Raw genomic sequence first — 18,254 nt, forward strand, 5'->3', positions numbered from 1 at the left:
CTGGACATCAGCTCTATGCGCAAGAAGACCGTGCTCGCGGCCGCCCTCGTGGTGGCCGCGGGGCTCTCCCTCTCCGCCTGCTCCTCCGGCGGGGACACCCCCGCCTCCTCCGGCTTCGAGGTCTCGGCGCAGCCGAGGACCGGGGCCGCGACCGTGCTCGACCAGCCCTTCGCCAAGCCCGACCTGGTGCTGAAGGACACCCGCGGTGAGACGTTCGACCTCCGGGAGCGGACCAAGGGCAGGCCGACGCTGATCTACTTCGGCTACACCCACTGCCCCGACGTCTGCCCGCTGACGATGAGCAACCTCGCCATCGCGAAGAAGCAGCTGCCGAAGGCCGACCAGGACAAGCTGCAGGTCGTCTTCGTCACCACGGACCCGGAGCGCGACACCTCCGCCGAACTGGCCAAGTGGCTGCCCGCCGCGGGCGATCCGTCGTTCATCGGCCTGACCGGCGACTTCCCGGCCATCCAGGCCGGTGCCAAGCAGATCGGCATCGGCATCGACCCGCCGAAGAAGGAGAAGGACGGCACCGTCGTGTCCATGCACGGCGCCCAGGTCGTCGCCTTCTCGCCGACGACGGACGAGGGCTACGTCCTGTACGGCGAGGACACCACCGCCGACGCCTGGGCGAAGGACCTGCCCAAGCTGGTCGCGGGGGAGAAGCCGTGACCCGCGGACGCGCCCGCCTGGCCCTGGCGGCCGCTCTGGTGTCGTCGCTCGTGCTGGCCGGCTGCTCGTCGGCCGGGGAGCCCGAACTGCGGGTCGACGGGGCCTTCATGCCCCAGCCGGTGAGCGACATGGCCGCCGGTTTCCTGACCGTCGTCAACGACGGCGGCCAGGCGGACCGGCTCACCTCGGTCACCAGCGACATCTCGGACGACGTCACGATCCACGAGACGAAGGACCAGAAGATGCGCGAGGTGGCGTCGTTCGACATCCCCGCGGACGGCAGCCTCGATCTCGAACGCGGCGGCAACCACATCATGTTCATGTCGCTGAAGCAGCGCCCCCGGGAGGGCGACAAGGTCTCCCTGGAGCTGCACTTCGAGAAGTCGGACCCGATCACCGTGGACGTCCCCGTCAAGGAGACGACCTACAACCCGCAGCACTGAGCAGTGAGGGACTGATCGCATGACGACCGCCACCGCCCCGCGCCCCGGTGCGTCCCCGGTACGGCTCCTGCTGGCCGCGGCCGTGCTCGTCGGCACGCTCTTCGGCACGCTGCTGGCCGCCGCGGGCCCCGCGGCGGCACACGCCGCGCTGGTCGCGAGCGACCCGAAGGACGGGGCGGTGGTGGCCACCGCGCCGCGGGAGGTCACGCTCACCTTCTCCGAGCAGATCGCCATGGGCGACGACTCCATCCGCGTCCTCGAACCGAGCGGCAAGCGCGCCGACACCGCGCAGATACGGGACCTCACCAGCGGCGGCACGGTGAGGTACGGCGTCACCCTGCACTCCGGGCTGCCCGACGGCACCTACACCGTGGCGTGGCAGGCCGTGTCCGCGGACAGCCACCCGGTCTCGGGCGCCTTCACCTTCTCGATCGGCGCGCCGTCCGCCTCGACGGTCGCGCTGCCCGACCAGCAGGCGGGCGGCGGTGCCGTCGGCGTGCTCTACGGCATCGCGCGGTACGCCGCGTACGCGGGCTTCGTGCTGCTCGCGGGCGGCGGCGCCTTCGTGCTGCTGTGCTGGCGGCGCGGCGCCGCGGTGCGGCCGGTGCAGCGCCTCGTCGTCACCGGCTGGATCGCCCTGACCGCGTCCACCCTCGCGATGCTGCTGCTGCGCGCCCCGTACGTGAACTCCGGGGGCCTGGCGGACGTCGCCGACCTCGGGGCGCTCGGCGACGTGCTGGAGACGAAGACCGGAGCGGCGCTCGTCTCCCGGCTGCTGCTGCTCGGCGCGGCGGCCCTGTTCGTCGCCGTGCTCTTCGGGGCGTACGCCCGCCGGGACGACGGCGGGCAGGAGAAGCGGGACCTGGCCTTCGGGCTGGGGCTCGGCGGCACGGTGGTCGCGGCGGGCATCGCCGCCACCTGGGCGCTGTCCGAGCACGCTTCCACGGGCATCCAGCCCGGCGTCGCGATGCCGGTCGACGTCCTCCATCTGCTGGCCGTGGCGCTCTGGCTGGGCGGGCTCGCGACCCTGCTGACGGCCCTCCACCGGGTGCCGGACCTGGAGCGGGCCGCGGTGCTGCGCTTCTCCCGGGTCGCGTTCGCCTCGGTGGTCGTGCTCACCGCGACCGGCCTCTACCAGTCGTGGCGTCAGGTGGGCTCCTGGTCGGCGCTCACCGGGACCCGGTACGGGCAACTGCTGCTGGTCAAGATCGGCCTCGTGGTGGTGCTGGTGGCGGTGGCCTGGATCTCCCGGCGGTGGACGCACCGGCTGACCGAGAAGACCGCCGTGGCCGCCAAGGCGGCCGGGGCCGACGGGGAACGCGACGACGCCGGGGCACCGGGCGACATCGAGGAGCGGCCGGAGCCGGAGCCCGTCGCGGCCGACGCGGACGGGACCCGGGCCGGTGCGTCCGGCGGCGCCGCGGCCGGCGGCCCCGAGCGGGCCGCCCAGCTCGCCCGCCAGCGGGCGGCGGTGGCGACCGCCGAACGCAGGCGGGCCCGGGACGCCGACGGGGAGCGGTCCGGACTGCGGCGCTCGGTGCTCGTCGAGGCCGGCATCGCGGTGGTCCTGCTCGCCGTGACGACCGTGCTCACCTCGACCGAGCCGGGGCGCACCGAGGAGGAGGCCCGCGGGGCGGGGGCGCAGGCCGCGGCGACCGTGCCGGCCGGCCCGAGCGAGATCTCGCTGCCCTTCGACACCGGCGGCGAGAACGGCAAGGGCACCGTCCGCCTCAGCCTGGACCCGGCGCAGCCCGGCGGCAACGAGATGCACGTCTGGGCCGAGACGCCCGGCGGCGAGCCGCTGGACGCCGCGGAGCTCAAGGTGTCCTTCACCCTGACCGCCAAGCAGATCGGACCGCTGCCCATCACCCCCGACCGGATCGCGGCCGGGCACTGGAGCGCGAGCGCGGTCCAGATCCCGATGCCCGGCGAGTGGCAGGTCAAGGTGACCGTGCGGACCTCCGACTTCGACCAGACGACCGTCGACGAGACCATCAGGATCGGCTGAACCACCCGTGAGCGACAACGACATCTCCAGGCGGCGGCTGCTCGGCACCGCGGGCGCGGCCGGCGCGACCGGGCTCGTCCTCGGTGCGGCGGGCGGCGCCGCCGGGTGGGCGGCGGCCGACGCTCCCCCGACGCCGCTGACGGCGGTCGGGTCCACCGCCGCCGCCTTCCACGGCGCCCGTCAGCCGGGCATCACCGACCCGCAGCAGGCCCACGGCCACCTCGTCGCCTTCGACCTGAGGCCGGGCGCGGGGCGGCGGGAGGCGGCCGCGCTGATGCGGCGCTGGTCGCTGCTGGCGTCGCGGCTGATGGCCGGCGAGCGCGCCGGCGAGGGCGACACGGGCGTCGCCCTCGACGCCGGTCCGTCCTCGCTGACCGTCACCTTCGGCTTCGGCCGCACGTTCTTCGACCGCACCTCGCTCACCCCGGCACGCCCCGCGCAGCTCGACCCGCTGCCCGCCTTCTCCTCGGACCGGCTCGACGCCGGGCGGTCGGACGGCGACCTGTGGGTGCAGATCGGCGCCGACGACGCGCTGGTCGCCTTCCACGCCCTGCGCACCCTGCAGACGGCGGCGGGCGAGGCGGCCCGGGTGCGCTGGCAGATGAACGGCTTCAACCGCTCCCCGGGCGCCACGGCGAAGCCGATGACGGCCCGCAACCTGATGGGCCAGGTCGACGGCACGGGGAACCCCAAGCCCTCCGAACCGGACTTCCGGCAGCGGGTGTTCGTCCCGGACGGGACGGAGCACGCCTGGATGGCCGGGGGTTCGTACGCCGTCGTCCGGCGCATCCGGATGCTTCTCGACGACTGGGAGAAGCTGCCGCTGGACCGGCAGGAGCGGGTCATCGGGCGGCGCAAGTCGGACGGCGCCCCGCTCACCGGCGGCACCGAGACGACCGAGCCCGACCTCGACGCGACCGGCCCGGACGGGAAGCCGGTGATCGCCGCGGACGCCCACGCCAGGATCTCGGCGCCCGAGCAGAACGGGGGCGCGGCGATGCTGCGGCGGCCCTTCTCGTACCACGACGGGATCGCCGCGGACGGGACGCCGGACGCGGGGCTGCTCTTCGTCTGCTGGCAGGCCGACCCGCTGCGCGGCTTCGTGCCGGTGCAGCGCAAGCTCGACCGGGGCGACGCGCTGTCGCCGTTCATCCGGCACGAGGCGAGCGGGCTCTTCGCGGTGCCCGGCGGGGCGGGGGAGGGCGAGTACGTGGGACAGGCGCTGCTGGAGGGGTGACACCCCGCATACCGGCCGTGGCGCCGGTCCCGGGCCATTAGGGTGACGGTATGTCCGCCACGCGCTTCACGTATCTCGGCCCCGAGGGCACGTTCACCGAGGCCGCCCTGCGCACGCTCCCGGAGGCAGCGACCCGCGAACTCGTCCCGGCGGTCTCCGTGCCCGCGGCGCTGGACGCCGTGCGGGCCGGCGAGGCCGGCGCCGCCCTGGTGCCGATCGAGAACTCCGTGGAGGGCGGCGTCACCGCCACGCTCGACGAACTGGCGTCGGGCGAACCGCTGATGATCTACCGCGAGGTGCTGCTGCCCATCGCGTTCGCGCTGCTGGTGCGGCCGGGCACGGCACTCGCCGGGATCAAGACGGTGACGGGCCACCCGGTCGCCCAGCCGCAGGTGCGCAACTGGCTGCGGGCGAATCTGCCGGACGCACTGTGGGAGTCGGCGGCCTCGAACGCGGACGGCGCCCGGCTGGTGCAGGAGGGGCGGTACGACGCGGCCTTCGCCGGCGAGTTCGCCGCGGCGACGTACGGCCTGGAGCCGCTGGTCACCGACATCCACGACGCCCAGAACGCGGAGACCCGCTTCGTGCTCGTGGGCCGCCCGGCCCGCCCGGCGGCGCCGACCGGAGCGGACAAGACGTCGGTGGTCATCTGGATGGGGGAGGACCAGCCGGGCGCCCTGCTGGAACTGCTCCAGGAGTTCGCGGTGCGCGGCGTCAACCTGATGCTGATCCAGTCCCGTCCGACGGGCGCGGGCATCGGCAACTACTGCTTCGCCGTCGACGCGGAGGGCCACATCGCGGACCGCCGGGTGGGCGAGGCGCTGATGGGCCTGAAGCGGATCTGCCCCAAGGTGCGGTTCCTCGGCTCGTATCCGCGGGCGGGGACGGCGCGGCAGGATGTCCGGCCGCTGCGGGCGGGAACCTCGGACGCGGAGTTCACGGCCGCGTCGGACTGGCTGGCGCGCGCACAGGACGGCCGCACGGACAGCTGATTCCGGTCCTACCTGCTGATTTTCTCTGTCCACAGAGTTATCCACAGGCGGGCGTCTCGACCTGGGGACAAGTCGACAACACAGTGCCGCACAGTCGACAAATCCCCCAGTCGCCCCAACTCCGTCCACAGAGGCACAGGTCAGACCCTGTCACCCGAATTCCGTCGATCAACTCGTCAGAGCGATGAATTCCCACCCGAATGAGTGTGTGAGTGGGGTTTAAATCGGGAATCCCGGGACTTCGAAGCGGCATTCGGAATGATCAATTCCGGAATCCACAGAGAGATCACACACCCTGTGGATAACCTTCCGGCGGAGCCGCCCCCTGTGGACAAGAGATCCCACGATCCGGGACACCGCCACACGCCGCCGCACCCCGCCGCACCGCCGCCGGACGACAGGGCCGCGCCGCCGCCCGGCGGGCGCCCGCCGGGCCGAAGGATCTCCACCACCCCGGAGCACCCGGTCCGGCGCCGATCCGTTTACCGGGAGGACAGCCACCGGCATTTTTTATCAATTCGCGCAATTCGGGCAAAGCGACACGCATGGTTTATCGGGTGGGGTCGCCCGAGTCGGCACCGGTAGCCTGGTGGGGTGATTGACCTTCGCCTGCTCCGTGAGGACCCCGACCGAGTCCGCGCTTCCCAGCGCGCCCGTGGAGAGGACGTCGGCCTCGTCGACGCCCTGCTCTTGGCCGACGAGCGGCGACGGGCCTCCGGCCTCCGCTTCGACGAGCTGCGCTCCGAGCAGAAGTCGCTCGGCAAACTCGTCTCCAGGGCCACCCCCGAGGAGCGCGTCGAGCTCCTGAAGAAGGCCGAGCAGCTCAAGACCGACGTCAAGGCCGCCGAGGCCGCGCAGAACGAGGCCGACGAGGACGCCCGGCAGCTGCTGCTGAAGCTGGGCAACCTCGTGCACGAGGACGTCCCGGTCGGCGGCGAGGAGGACTTCGTCGTCCTGGAGACCCACGGCACCATCCGCGACTTCGGCGCGGAGGGCTTCGAGCCCAGGGACCACCTGGAGCTCGGCGAGGCCCTGGGCGCCATCGACGTCGAGCGCGGGGCCAAGGTCTCCGGCTCGCGCTTCTACTACCTGACCGGTGTCGGCGCACTGCTGGAGCTCGCCCTCGTCAACGCGGCGATCGCGCAGGCCACCGAGGCCGGCTTCGTACCGATGCTCACCCCCGCGCTGGTCCGCCCCCGGGCCATGGAGGGCACCGGCTTCCTCGGCCAGGCCGCGGAGAACGTCTACCACCTGGAGCGGGACGACTACTACCTGGTCGGCACCTCCGAGGTGCCGCTCGCCGCGTACCACATGGACGAGATCCTCGACGCGGACAAGCTGCCGCTGCGCTACGCCGGGTTCTCGCCCTGCTTCCGCCGTGAGGCCGGCACGTACGGCAAGGACACCCGGGGCATCTTCCGGGTCCACCAGTTCGACAAGGTGGAGATGTTCTCCTACGTGGCCCCGGAGGACGCCGAGTCCGAGCACAAGCGTCTCCTGGAGTGGGAGAAGCAGTGGCTCACCGGCCTGGAGCTGCCGTTCCAGGTGATCGACGTGGCCTCCGGCGACCTCGGCGCCTCGGCGTCGCGCAAGTACGACTGCGAGGCGTGGATCCCGACCCAGGGCAAGTACCGCGAGCTGACCTCGGCGTCGAACTGCGACTCCTTCCAGGCCCGCCGGCTCTCCGTACGCATGCGCGACGGCAAGAAGGTCCAGCCGCTGGCGACGCTGAACGGCACCCTGTGCGCCGTGCCCCGCACGATCGTGGCCATTCTGGAGAACCACCAGCTGGCCGACGGTTCGGTCCGCGTCCCCGAGATGCTCCGCCCCTACCTGGGCGGCCGCGAGGTGCTGGAGCCGATCTCCCGGTGAGCACCGCGCCCTTCCCGTACAAGCTCGTCGCCACGGACCTCGACGGCACGCTGCTGCGCAGCGACGACACCGTCTCGCAGCGCACCCGTGACGCTCTCGCCGCGGTCACCGCGGCGGGAGCGGCGCACATCGTGGTGACCGGTCGCGCCGTCCCGTGGACGCGGCACATCCTCGACGACCTCGGCTACGACGGCCTCGCCGTCTGCGGCCAGGGGGCGCAGGTCTACCACGCCGGCGAGCACCGGCTGCTCACCTCCCTGACCCTGGACCGGCAGCTGGCGGGCCTCGCCCTGTCCAAGATCGAGGCGGAGGTCGGGCCGCTGGCGCTCGCCGCGAGCCGCGACGGTCTGGACGGCGAGGTGCTGATCGCGCCCGGCTACCGGGCGCAGGAGGGCCCGCTGCCCTACATGCCGATGAAGGACCCGTCCGAACTGTGGGCGGCGCCGCTCAACAAGCTCTACATCCAGCACCCCGAACTCGGCGACGACGAACTCGCCCGGGCGGCCAGACAGACGGTCGGCAGCCTGGTGGACGTGGTGATGGCGGGCCCGGGGATAGTGGAGATCCTGCCGCTCGGCCTGAGCAAGGCGACCGGCCTCTCACTGGCGGCCCGCCGGCTGGGCGTCCGCGGCGCGGACACCATCGCCTTCGGCGACATGCCGAACGACGTCCCGATGTTCGGCTGGGCGGCGCACGGTGTGGCCATGGCCAACGCGCACGACGAACTCAAGGCCGTGGCCCACGAGATCACCGCCTCCAACGACGCCGACGGCATCGCGGTGGTGCTGGAGCAGCTGCTCGCGGCCTGAGCCGCGGACCCGGACGGTCGGTCCCGGCAGGGGCGCGGCTCGGGCGCGAGGTGCGCGAGGTGCACGCGGCGGGAGCGGCGCGGCGGTCAGAGCGGCGAGGTTCGCGCGCGCCGCGGCCCGAGCGGCGCGGGGCGGAGTGCGCGGTCCGAGCGGCAGGTGCTGGCAGGTGCGCCCGGTCCGTTGCGCGCGCACCCGAGCGGCACGGTGCGCCCGGCACGGTGCGCCCGGCATGTGGCGCTCGGCGGGGACGACATCCGCGCCCCCGGGAGCCCGCGTGGCGGCCGCCGGGGAGGGGGCGGCCCGCGCGGATGCGCGCTCGAAGCGGCCGCCCCCTGGGCAGTGACACCGAGCGGCGCGCGGCGGCGGCTCCACCCCGCTGCTTCCTGCCCGGCCCTGCCCGGAAGAGAGCACCGCGGACGGGGACTCGAACTCCGCGTCGTCGCCGTGCCCTTTTCCCGGTCCGTCCATCGGTCGCACATGTGTGCGGCACCGACAGGACAACTCTGCCGCGCCGGACGCCGCGGTGCCACCGGATTTCCCGGGGCGGAACGGGCTCCTGGATCTCCCGGTGCCCCCGGTCCCGCTCCGATCCCGCTCCCGGCGGCCGGCGCGGCCGCCGGTCCCACGCGGCCCGGCGACGCGGCACGCCCGCGGGGCGGGAGCGATCGCGCTCCCGCCCCGCGGGCGTGTCACCGGTCCGGGCCCGTCCCGGGGCTCACTCCTCGCCGGCGAGAGTCAGGGAGCGCAGCTTGTGGCCCGCGTACCAGGTCGCGGCCACGGTCACCCCGGCGAGCAGCGCCACCGCCGCCGGGAGGCCGACGTCCGAGCCGACCAGGCCGTCCCCGGCGATGCGTTCGGCGAGGGACAGCGCCCACTGCTGGACGCTGAGCGTCCGCGCGCCCGGCACCAGGCTGCCGAAGAGCGTCTCCCACACCAGGGCGTAGACGAGGCCGATGACGACCGCGTGCCGGCTGACCGTGCCGAGCAGCAGGAACAGCGCGCTGTAGGCGATCGAGGCGACCAGCGCGGCGACCGTGTAGGCGACGGCGATCTGCTGCCCGTTGCCGTTCAGGATCAGGCCCGCGAGGAAGGTGGGCACCGCCGAGAAGGCCATGGTCACGGCGATCGCGACGATCAGCTTGGTGAACACGATCACCGGCCGCTTCACGGGCTTGGAGAGCAGGTAGACGATCGAGCCGTCGTCGATCTCGGGGCTGATCGCCCCGGTGCCCGCGATCACCCCGATCAGCGGCACCATCGTGGCCAGTGCGAACCCGCCGAGGACGTCGGCGGCCACCTGGTCGTCGACCCCGTTCAGCGTGCGCACGGCGAAGGCGATGAGCAGCAGCAGGGCGGGGAGCACGAAGAGGATCGCGGCCCGGCGCCGTCCGAGGACGGCCTTGTAGGTGAGCCGGGCGACGGTGGGGTTGTACATCTGCGTCACCGCTCCTTTCAGGCCGTTACGAGGTAGGAGAAGACCGATTCGAGGGACTCGTCGGACGGCGAGACCGTCAGCAGCCGGATGGAGTGCTCACGGGCGACCCTCGGCAGCAGTTCGGTGAAGCGGCCGAAGTCGACGGCCTGGATGCGCAGCGCCCCTTCGGTGACGTCGACCTCGATGCCCGCCGTCGACGGGTCCGCGATCAGCGCGGCCGCGAGCGCCCGGTCGTCGCTGGAACGGACCAGGTAGCGGTGCGGCCGGTCGGTCATCAGCCGCCGGATCCGGCGGAAGTCGCCGCTGGCCGCGTGCCGTCCCGCGACGATCACCTCGATGTGGGAGGCGAGTTGCTCGACCTCCTCCAGGATGTGCGAGGAGAAGAGGACGGTCCGGCCCTCGGCGCCCATCCTGCGCAGCAGGTCCATCAGCTGCATCCGCTGGCGCGGGTCCATGCCGTTGAACGGCTCGTCGAGCAGCAGCACCGCCGGGTCGTGGACGAGGGCGGACGCCATCTTCACGCGCTGGCGCATGCCCTTGCTGTACGTCGAGATCTTGCGGTCCTGGGCGTACTCCATCTCGACCGTGGCAAGCGCCTTCTGCGCGGCGCGGGCGTCGAGCCCGTGGAGTTCGGCGTTGGCGACGACGAAGTCGCGGCCGGTGAGGAAGTCGTACATCGCCTCCCGCTCGGGGACGACGCCGATCTGCCGGTACACCGACTCGTTGCGCCAGATCGGCTGCCCGTCGAGGGTGACCGTGCCGGTGGAGGGGGCGAGGAAGCCGCCCATCATGTTGATCAGCGTGGACTTGCCCGCGCCGTTCGGGCCGAGCAGGCCCGTCACACCAGGACCGATGTCCATGGTCACGTCGTTGACGGCGACCACGTTGCCGAACCACCGTGAGGCATGCTGGACAGCTACTGAGGTCACAGCCCCACCTTCCGGTAGCGGCGCATCAGCACGGCGTAGCAGCCGGCGATCAGCGCGAGGACGACGAGCAGGTAGACGACGCCGGCGCCGGTGCCGGGGCCGGAACCGCCGGGGAAGGCGGACTCGGCGCCCAGGAAGGCGGTCTGCACCCCGTCGACGAGCGTGACCGGGGAGAACAGGCCGAGCCACTGGATCGCCCCGGCCGATCCGGTCTCCCAGGAGATCGCCTGCACGGTGGAGACCGCGCCGTAGGTGATGGTCAGGGTCGCGATGACGGCGGCGACGCCGAAGCCGCGCCGGGGGGTGAGGGCGGCCAGCACCAGGCCGATGCCGCCGAAGAGGACGGAGAGGAGCGCCACGGAGACCATGCCCTGTGCGAAGCCCTTCGTCTGGTCCCAGAAGTTGAACTTCGCCAGCATCGCGCCCAGGTAGAGGATCACCAGCGGGACACCCGTGAGCAGGAGCAGCGCCGACGCCATGGCGGCGAACTTCGCGACCACGTAGTCCACCCGCTCGATCGGACGGGAGAAGTACAGCGGCACGGACTTGAACCGCAGGTCGCGGGAGACGGACTGGGGCGCCTGCGCGGCGAGGAACAGGCCGATGAGCGCCTGCGTCACGATCGCGAAGCGGGTGTACTCCACCGGCAGGTCGGTCGTGCCGGGGACCGCCACCGCGACCGCGACCATGATGGCCGCGACCAGGCACATGATGCCCATCAGGATCATCGGCAGGACCTTGGACTTGGCGGAACGGCCGAGGCCGAAGGCGCCGCGCAGGGACTGCGAGTACAGCGAGCGGCGCGCGTAGGCGCGGCCGAGGCGGGGGCCGTCGTAGTGGCGGTATCCGATGTTGTGGATCCGCGAGGAATCGGGCGCCCCCGGGGTGTGGGTGCTCACCGTGCCTGCACCTCCTCGCCGGCAGCCGTCGCCGTGCCGGTCTCGTGGTCCGTGCCGTCGCCGGCCCGTGTGCCGTGTCCGCCGTCCCGGGACGCGGGGGATGTGGGGGACGCCGGGGACGCCTGGGCCGCTGCGGGCCGGAAGACCTCGGCGATGTGGTGGCGGCGCTGTTCCATCCGCACGAGTCCGAGGCCGAGCCCGGCGACGGTGTCCCGGACGGTGTCGTACGTCTGGTCGCCTACCGCCTCCAGCAGCAGGATGTGGCCTGCCCCGGGCAGCCCCTCCTCGGTGCCCTCGTGGATGCGGACCCCGGCAGCGGTCAGCGCCGCCCGCAGCGCCCCGGTGCCGTCGGGGTGGGTGTCGGAGTCGGTGACCTCGACCGCGAGCGTGGCCGTGGCCTGGGTGAAGTCCTTGGTGGAGCTGGAGCGCAGCAGGCTGCCGCCGTCGATGACGACGACGTGGTCGCAGGTGCGCTCCAGCTCGCCGAGCAGATGGGAGGTGACGAGCACCGAGATGCCGAAGTCGGTGTGGATCCGGCGGATGAGGCCGAGCATCTCGTCCCGGCCGACCGGGTCGAGACCGTTGGTCGGCTCGTCCAGCAGCACCAGCTGAGGGTCGTGGACGAGGGCCTGCGCGAGCTTCACCCGCTGTTTCATGCCCGTCGAGTAGCCGCCGATGGGCCGGTAGCGCTCCTCGTACAGGCCCACGTGGCGCAGGGTGTCGGCGGTGCGCTCGCGTGCGGCGGTCGCCGGCAGGCCCGACATGCGCGCCATGTGGACGACGAACTCGGTGGCCGAGACGTCGGGCGGCAGGCAGTCGTGCTCGGGCATGTAGCCGACGCGCTCGCGGATCTCGGCGCCGCTCGTGGCCACGTCGAGACCGAGCACGGCGGCTCGGCCCTCGGAGGCGGGGGACAGACCCAGAAGGATCTTGATCAACGTGGACTTGCCGGCTCCGTTGGCGCCCACCAGGCCGGTCACACCGGGGCCGATGTCCAACGAGAGCCGGTCAAGCGCGGTCACCCGGGGGAACCGCTTGCTCAGGCTTTCGGTCGCGATCACAGTCACAGGTCGACCGTAGTGGCGGGCGCCACATCCGGCGTCAGTCTCGCGTCCCGACCTTCTCCGACTCCAGAGGTACGCGACCCCGACGGGGCGTGCGACCTGAGTGGGGGTTCCTCCCTGCGGGCCGCCGCGGACCGCGGGGTCCGGGGCCCGGCGGCGCGACGGCGGGGCGCGGCCGGACACCCATCCGCGCCGGCGGGGGCCGAGGGGCAGCGGGGCAGGTGAGCGGTACGGGACCGGCCGCGGCGCTCGTCCTGGCCGGGTACGGGGGCCACAGGTGATCGCGGGGTGCGGGACGCCCAAGGAGCCCTTGTCGCAGCGGAGTCGGCGTGAGCGACGGGACGGAAGGAAGGGCGCACAAAGAGTTACCAATACGGACAAAAAGGCCGCATAGAGGATCACGGAGAAGGTCGCGGCAGAGCACGGGGACGGCGGACGCAGGCCCGGCAACACCCATACCGTACGGGCCGGTTGCCGAGTCACCGCGAAGCCGCCGCCGAGCTACGGATACCGGCCCCCGGCTTCCGGGAGGTGGCCCTCGCGGCGGCCTCCCCGAACGGCAGAGGCTCGCACGCGGACGGTGCGGGCGCTCCCCAACGCCCCCCGCACGCAACCCTCTCCGCCCGCTCGCGCGCTTCGCACCCCCAGCACGCCGGATGCCGCTGCGCTCGTACAGAGCAGGCTCCCGCGCGCCGATCCGACGGGTGCGGGTCGGCCTCGCGGTCCCCCGGTGGCGCATGGATCGCCTCCACCGGCCGCTTCACCGGCACCGGCCCGCGGCAAGGAGCCGCCTCGCGGCCGAGTCGTCACCAACACCCCAACCCCCGCTCCGGAACGGTGCATCCGGTGGCGCTGCACGCTCCGCGGCGCCGTGACCGCGCCGCGTTCACGGCGGCCCCGGAGGCGCCCGCCGCGCGGGTTCGCCTCCGCGACGCATCCGGACGACGGTACGGCCGGCAGATCACCGCACAGGCTCCCAAGTCCGCTTGCAGAGCGCCCTTTCGTCGGCAGGGAGGGTCGACAGGGACTCCACGCAACGGCATTGAGCGCCACAGGTGCACACGCACACCAACAGGGCACCCGACGTACGGGTTTGACCGATGATCATCGAAATGTGCACGCCTGCCCGCGAGTTGCCCAAAGGGGTTACGACACAGGCTCGTTGTCCACAGAATCGTCAATTTACCTGTGGATAAGTCGAGTTGCTTGTGGATCAAACATCCGGGTCATCGGAAATTCGAGTGGCGTCCACGACATCTCCGAGGCACTCTGCCGACATGACCACAGGACCATCCGGCGCCTCACCCGACGAGCGGCGCACCGTGAAGGTGTCGAAGTACCTCTCGAAGCATCTGCGCCACCAGCCGGAGCGCATCGGCCTCACCCTCGACGCCAACGGCTGGGTGCCCGTCGAGGAACTGCTCCGGGCTGCCGGCGCCCACGGCTTCCCCCTCACCCGCGCCGAGCTCGACCACGTCGTCGCGGCCAACGACAAGAAGCGCTTCGCGATCGACGGCGAGCGGATCCGCGCCAGCCAGGGCCACACCGTCGAGGTCGACCTCGACCTGCCGGCCGCGCAGCCGCCGGAGTACCTGTACCACGGCACCGTCGCCGGCAATCTCGACGCGATCCGCTCGGAGGGACTGCGGCCCATGAGCCGCCACGACGTCCACCTCTCCCCCGACCGGGAGACCGCCACCCGCGTCGGCGCCCGCCGCGGCCGCCCGGTCGTCCTCCCCGTGCACGCCGGCGCCCTCCACCGCGCCGGACACGTCTTCCGCGTCAGCGCCAACGGTGTGTGGCTCACCGCGTCCGTCCCGGCGGAGTACATCCGCTTCCCCGGCGGCTGACGCCCGCCCGGCTGCCGCGCCCGCGGCGGCCACCGCGCCCGCCGCGGACACGGACGTAGTCTCGGGGCATGACTCTGCGCCTGAGCACCGTGATCCTCCCCGTCGACCGCTGGCACGAAGGGGGCCGCGCCCGGTGGCAGCGCGCCGAGGACCTCGGCTTCCACACCGCGTACACCTACGACCACCTGTCGTGGCGCTCCTTCCGCGACGGCCCCTGGTTCGGCGCCCTGCCGACCCTCACCGCCGCCGCCACGGCCACCGAGCGCCTCCGTCTCGGCACCCTCGTCACGTCCCCGAACTTCCGCCACCCCGTGACGCTCGCCAAGGAGCTGATCTCGCTGGACGACGTCTCGGGCGGGCGGGTCACCCTCGGCATCGGGGCGGGCGGCAGCGGCTTCGACGCCACCGCTCTCGGCCAGGACGCCTGGACGCCGCGCGAACGCGCCGACCGTTTCGGCGAGTTCGTCCCGCTGCTGGACCGGCTGCTGACCGAGGACGCCGTCTCGCAGCGCGGGGACTTCTACTCCGCCGAGGAGGCCCGGAACATCCCCGGCTGCGTCCAGCGCCCGCGGATCCCCTTCGCCGTCGCGGCGACCGGCCCGCGCGGGCTCCGGCTCGCCGCCCGGTACGGCCAGGCCTGGGTCACCACCGGCGACCCGAAGCTGTACGAGACCGGTACGCCCGAGCAGTCCGTCGAGGCGCTGCGCGGCCAGGTCGAGAAGCTTGGCGCGGCCTGTGCCGGGGAGGGCCGGGACGTGGCGGATCTGGACAAGATCCTGCTCACCGGGTTCACCCCGGACCGCACGCGCCCGCTGGACTCGGTCGGCGCGTTCGTGGACTTCGCGGGCCGCCACCGCGAGCTGGGCTTCACCGAGATCGTGGTGCACTGGCCGATCCCCGACTCGGATTTCGCCGCCGACCAGGGCGTCTTCGAGAAGATCGCCTCCGAGGCGCCGGCCCAGCTCGGCTGAGCGGGGACCGGGCCGTACGGCTCGGGTGCCGGGTGCGGTGGACGCCTCCACCGGTGGCGGGGCTGTGCGGAGGGACATCATCCGGACACAGCCCGCACATGATCGATCACTCAGATGTGCAAGCTCGTGCACGCCCGTGCACCTCGTGCGCGAGAATGACCCAGTGACGACTGATATCGATCCCCGGCCCCTGCCCGCCGTCCCCCGGCTGATCGCCACCGACCTGGACGGCACGCTCCTGCGTGACGACAAGTCCGTGTCGGAACGGACGATCGCGGCCCTCGCGGCCGCCGAGGAGGCCGGCATCGAGGTCTTCTTCGTCACCGGCCGGCCCGCCCGCTGGATGGACGTCGTCAGCGACCACGTCCACGGGCACGGACTCGCCATCTGCGGCAACGGCGCGGCCGTGGTCGACCTGCACTCCGGCGGCCGGCTGGTCCGGGTCCGCGACCTGCCGCGGCCCACCGCGCTCGACGTCGTCCGCACCCTCCGGGAGGCCGCGCCCGGCACCTCGTTCGCGGTCGAACTCGCCACCGGCATCCACTACGAACCCGCCTATCCGCCGTTCCACCTGGACCCCGGCGCCACCGTCGCCTCCGCCGAGAAGCTGCTCCACGAGACGGGGCCCGGCCAGGGCGCCCCGGTGCTGAAGCTGCTGGCGCACCACACGGACCTGACCCCGGACGGCTTCCTGGCCCTCGCCCGCGCCGCGGCCGGTGACCGCGCCTCGATCACGCGCTCCAGCCCCACCGCCCTGCTGGAGATCAGCGGACACGGCGTCAGCAAGGCCAGCACCCTCGCGCTGTGCTGTGCCGAGCGCGGGATCTCCTCGGACGAGGTCGTCGCATTCGGCGACATGCCGAACGACGTGGAGATGCTGACCTGGGCGGGCACCTCCTACGCGATGGGCAACGCCCACCCCGACGTCCTCGCGGCGGCGTCCGGGCGGACGGTCGCCAACAACGAGGACGGCGTCGCGGTGATCGTCGAGGAGCTGGTGGCCCGCCGGATGGCCTCCCGCGGGTAGGCGCGCCACGCCGGTGCGGACGGACCGCACGGCGGCGTCCGCGTCCGCCCCCTGCGGGCACGCCACCGGGTGCGGCGGCCGTCGCGCGCCGCGCCCGCACCGTGCGACGGGGCGGGTGCGGCCGGACGGCCCGCCGAACCGCGGGGCGCGCGGCTCACAGGCGGACGCCGTGCTCCCGCAGCCATGCGGCCGGATCGACGCCCGAGCCGAGGTCCGGCGTGAGCCGCACCTCGAAGTGCAGGTGCGGTCCCGTCGAGTTCCCCGTCGTGCCGGCCTGCCCGATCCACTGGCCCGCCCGCACCCGTTCCCCCTGGTCGACGCCGACTCCGGCGAGATGCGCGTACTGCGTCCAGTAGCCGTTGTCGTGCCGGACGACGATCTCGATGCCGAACGCCCCGCCGCAGGCCACGGACTCCACCACCCCCGGCCCCACCGACCGGACGGGGGTCCCGATGTCCACCGCGAAGTCCTGCCCGGTGTGTCCCCGCGCCCAGCGGTCGCCGGTGCTCGCGAACCCGGCGGACAGCGCGTAGTGCTCCACGGGCGCCACCCAGCCGGCACCGCGCGGCAGGGCCGGCTGGTCCAGGCGTACGGCACCCGCGCAGGAGCCGGCCGCCACGCTGGAGTCGGCCTCGCCCTGGAGCTGCCAGCGCGCCGCCTCCAGCTTCGCCTCGATGCCGCGCTTGACGGACGCCAGCCGCGCGGTGCGCGCGGCGAGCGCCTGCCAGGCCGCCCGTGCCTTCCGCTCCGCCTCGGCGTAACGCCGTTCCTCCGTCCTGGACCGGTCCAGCAGCCGGTTGACCGCTCGCTCGGTGCGGGCGGCGAGTTCGTACCCGCGCAGCAGGGTGTCGGGGTCGTCGGCGAGCAGCAGCCGAGCGGTACCGGCGAGCGATCCCCCGGTGCGGTACTGCTCCCGCGCGACACCGCCGATGACGTCGTGGAGGCGCTCGAGCCGTGCCCTGCGGTCCGCGAGCCCCCGCTGGAGCCGGCCCGCGGCCGCCCGCTGCGTGTCGGCGGCACGCCGGCCCCGTTCGTACTGCTGCGAGGCGCGTGACGCCTCCGCGTACAGCCGGGCCACCGTGACGGCGGTGGCCCGGGGTCCGTCCGGGGCGGCCCGCCGCGGAGCGGGCGCCCGCTGCTCGGCGCCGTCCGCCTCTGCGTCCGGCGCGGGCGGGGCCGGGGGCGCGGCCCAGGGGAGTGGTGCGAGTCCGTGCAGCGGCGGCAGGTCGCCGGGGAGCGGTCCGTGCAGCGGCACCGTCCCGGGGCGGACGCCGAGCACCGGGGGCACGATCGTGCCGCCCCCGGGAGCGGAGTCGTCGCGCAGGGGCGCGGCAGGGTGGAGCCGGGCGGCGGCCGGCAGGGGACGCGTCCGGCGGTCGGCGGGCGCGGTCGGGCGGAGCAGGCCGCCGGCCTCCTCAGGGGGTCCGGGCTCCTCGCCGGTCGCGGCGGCGCGCGCCCCGGGCCGGGGCTCGGCCGCGACCGGCGCCGGTGTCCCGATGAGGACCCCCAGCACCACCGGCAGGATGATCATCCGCTTGCGGCTGCTCGCACACATCCAGGGATCGTGACCCGCCGGGTACGCCGAGCCCGGGAGCACTGCGGTGTCGTAGGGCCACCTGGCCCAGCGGGCACCACGTCCCGGGCGACGGCGCCCTTCGCCCGAACCGTCGGCCACGCCCCGGCCGCGCCACCACCCGAGCCCCGGCCGCGCCACCGCCGTGTCCACGGCGGCGTGGCCTCCCCGTCCCCACCCGTCGCGCGGGGACCGGCTCCGGGCTCGTGGAGCAGCCGGCGCCCGGCCCCGCCGGTCACGGGAGGCGGCCGTGGAGCCGGCGGATGCGGGCGGCCCGGGAGCGACGGCCGCGGGGCGTGGCCGGGTGTCGCCGGGTGTCGCCGGCCGGATGCGGCGGCTGCCGCACCACGGCCCGCTGCCGGGACGGGGCGCCGGCCGTCGACCCGGGCGACGTGGCAGCGGTGGCCGGATTCGGGCCGCGGGCCGTCCGCGCCCACGCCCCGCCCGCCCCCGCGCCATGCGGCAGTACCCCC

Annotated in this window: 15 protein-coding genes; 10 read left to right on the forward strand and 5 right to left on the reverse strand. The window is 73.6% G+C overall.

Features of this window, described 5'->3' with window-relative positions; translation table 11 throughout:
- Positions 1–15: 15 nt before the first annotated feature.
- The 7 genes from IAG43_RS15400 (at position 16) to IAG43_RS15430 (ending at position 8,033) form a co-directional block, all read left to right on the forward strand.
- Complete coding sequence (locus tag IAG43_RS15400; RefSeq protein ID WP_187741294.1) at positions 16–672, forward strand: SCO family protein; 657 nt, start codon at positions 16–18, stop codon at positions 670–672.
- Positions 669–1,115, forward strand: a complete 447-nt coding sequence (locus IAG43_RS15405) for a copper chaperone PCu(A)C (protein ID WP_246574363.1) — start codon at positions 669–671, stop codon at positions 1,113–1,115. Before IAG43_RS15400 ends, IAG43_RS15405 begins: the two co-directional genes overlap by 4 nt.
- 19 nt (positions 1,116–1,134) lie before the next feature.
- Complete coding sequence (locus tag IAG43_RS15410; RefSeq protein WP_187741295.1) at positions 1,135–3,123, forward strand: copper resistance CopC/CopD family protein; 1,989 nt, start codon at positions 1,135–1,137, stop codon at positions 3,121–3,123.
- A gap of 7 nt (positions 3,124–3,130) precedes the next feature.
- Positions 3,131–4,360, forward strand: a complete 1,230-nt coding sequence (efeB, locus tag IAG43_RS15415) for an iron uptake transporter deferrochelatase/peroxidase subunit (protein ID WP_187741296.1) — start codon at positions 3,131–3,133, stop codon at positions 4,358–4,360.
- A gap of 50 nt (positions 4,361–4,410) precedes the next feature.
- A complete protein-coding gene (gene pheA, locus IAG43_RS15420; protein WP_187741297.1) occupies positions 4,411–5,352 on the forward strand; it encodes a prephenate dehydratase in 942 nt (313 codons plus the stop codon).
- A 594-nt stretch (positions 5,353–5,946) separates the two neighbouring features.
- Positions 5,947–7,224, forward strand: a complete 1,278-nt coding sequence (serS, locus tag IAG43_RS15425) for a serine--tRNA ligase (protein ID WP_187741298.1) — start codon at positions 5,947–5,949, stop codon at positions 7,222–7,224.
- Positions 7,221–8,033 carry an HAD family hydrolase gene (locus IAG43_RS15430; protein WP_187741299.1) on the forward strand — a complete coding sequence of 271 codons (813 nt, stop codon included), beginning with the start codon at positions 7,221–7,223 and terminating at the stop codon, positions 8,031–8,033. Before serS ends, IAG43_RS15430 begins: the two co-directional genes overlap by 4 nt.
- 715 nt (positions 8,034–8,748) lie before the next feature.
- On the opposite strand, the gene IAG43_RS15435 is transcribed toward IAG43_RS15430, so the two are convergent.
- From IAG43_RS15435 to IAG43_RS15450, 4 genes are read right to left on the reverse strand one after another with little or no spacing between them, the layout of a single operon-like run.
- Positions 8,749–9,468 (reverse strand): ABC transporter permease, encoded by a 720-nt coding sequence (locus tag IAG43_RS15435; RefSeq protein WP_187741300.1) that lies wholly within the window; start codon positions 9,466–9,468, stop codon positions 8,749–8,751.
- A gap of 17 nt (positions 9,469–9,485) precedes the next feature.
- Positions 9,486–10,397 (reverse strand): ABC transporter ATP-binding protein, encoded by a 912-nt coding sequence (locus IAG43_RS15440; protein WP_187741301.1) that lies wholly within the window; start codon positions 10,395–10,397, stop codon positions 9,486–9,488.
- A complete protein-coding gene (locus IAG43_RS15445) occupies positions 10,394–11,296 on the reverse strand; it encodes an ABC transporter permease (protein ID WP_187741302.1) in 903 nt (300 codons plus the stop codon). The genes IAG43_RS15440 and IAG43_RS15445 overlap by 4 nt, the downstream gene beginning before the upstream one ends.
- A complete protein-coding gene (locus IAG43_RS15450) occupies positions 11,293–12,357 on the reverse strand; it encodes an ABC transporter ATP-binding protein (RefSeq protein ID WP_246574745.1) in 1,065 nt (354 codons plus the stop codon). Before IAG43_RS15450 ends, IAG43_RS15445 begins: the two co-directional genes overlap by 4 nt.
- Positions 12,358–13,637: 1,280 nt before the next feature.
- Here IAG43_RS15450 and IAG43_RS15455 point away from each other — a divergent pair.
- The 3 genes from IAG43_RS15455 to IAG43_RS15465 all read left to right on the forward strand — a co-directional run bounded on the left by IAG43_RS15455 (position 13,638) and on the right by IAG43_RS15465 (position 16,208).
- Positions 13,638–14,210, forward strand: a complete 573-nt coding sequence (locus tag IAG43_RS15455) for an RNA 2'-phosphotransferase (RefSeq protein ID WP_187741303.1) — start codon at positions 13,638–13,640, stop codon at positions 14,208–14,210.
- Between the two features lie 68 nt (positions 14,211–14,278).
- Entirely contained in the window at positions 14,279–15,181 is a 903-nt protein-coding gene (locus tag IAG43_RS15460) for an LLM class flavin-dependent oxidoreductase (RefSeq protein ID WP_187741304.1), read from the forward strand.
- 163 nt (positions 15,182–15,344) lie between these two features.
- Positions 15,345–16,208: a Cof-type HAD-IIB family hydrolase gene (locus tag IAG43_RS15465; RefSeq protein WP_187741305.1), complete on the forward strand. Its 864-nt coding sequence runs from the start codon at positions 15,345–15,347 to the stop codon at positions 16,206–16,208.
- Between the two features lie 154 nt (positions 16,209–16,362).
- Here IAG43_RS15465 and IAG43_RS15470 read toward each other — a convergent pair whose 3' ends face one another.
- Positions 16,363–17,763, reverse strand: coding sequence for a peptidoglycan DD-metalloendopeptidase family protein (locus IAG43_RS15470; RefSeq protein ID WP_246574364.1), 1,401 nt, complete (start codon positions 17,761–17,763; stop codon positions 16,363–16,365).
- Positions 17,764–18,254 lie beyond the last annotated feature (491 nt).

Origin of the sequence: Streptomyces genisteinicus, from assembly GCF_014489615.1 — a bacterium.
GTDB lineage: Bacteria > Actinomycetota > Actinomycetes > Streptomycetales > Streptomycetaceae > Streptomyces > Streptomyces genisteinicus.

Coding starts and splice junctions, on each gene's coding strand:
- IAG43_RS15400 (WP_187741294.1), top strand. CDS start 16: ATGCGCAAGAAGACCGTGCTCGCGGCCGCCCTCGTGGTGGCCGCGGGG.
- IAG43_RS15410 (WP_187741295.1), top strand. CDS start 1,135: ATGACGACCGCCACCGCCCCGCGCCCCGGTGCGTCCCCGGTACGGCTC.
- pheA (WP_187741297.1), top strand. CDS start 4,411: ATGTCCGCCACGCGCTTCACGTATCTCGGCCCCGAGGGCACGTTCACC.
- IAG43_RS15435 (WP_187741300.1), bottom strand. CDS start 9,468: ATGTACAACCCCACCGTCGCCCGGCTCACCTACAAGGCCGTCCTCGGA.
- IAG43_RS15455 (WP_187741303.1), top strand. CDS start 13,638: ATGACCACAGGACCATCCGGCGCCTCACCCGACGAGCGGCGCACCGTG.
- IAG43_RS15460 (WP_187741304.1), top strand. CDS start 14,279: ATGACTCTGCGCCTGAGCACCGTGATCCTCCCCGTCGACCGCTGGCAC.
- IAG43_RS15470 (WP_246574364.1), bottom strand. CDS start 17,763: ATGTGTGCGAGCAGCCGCAAGCGGATGATCATCCTGCCGGTGGTGCTG.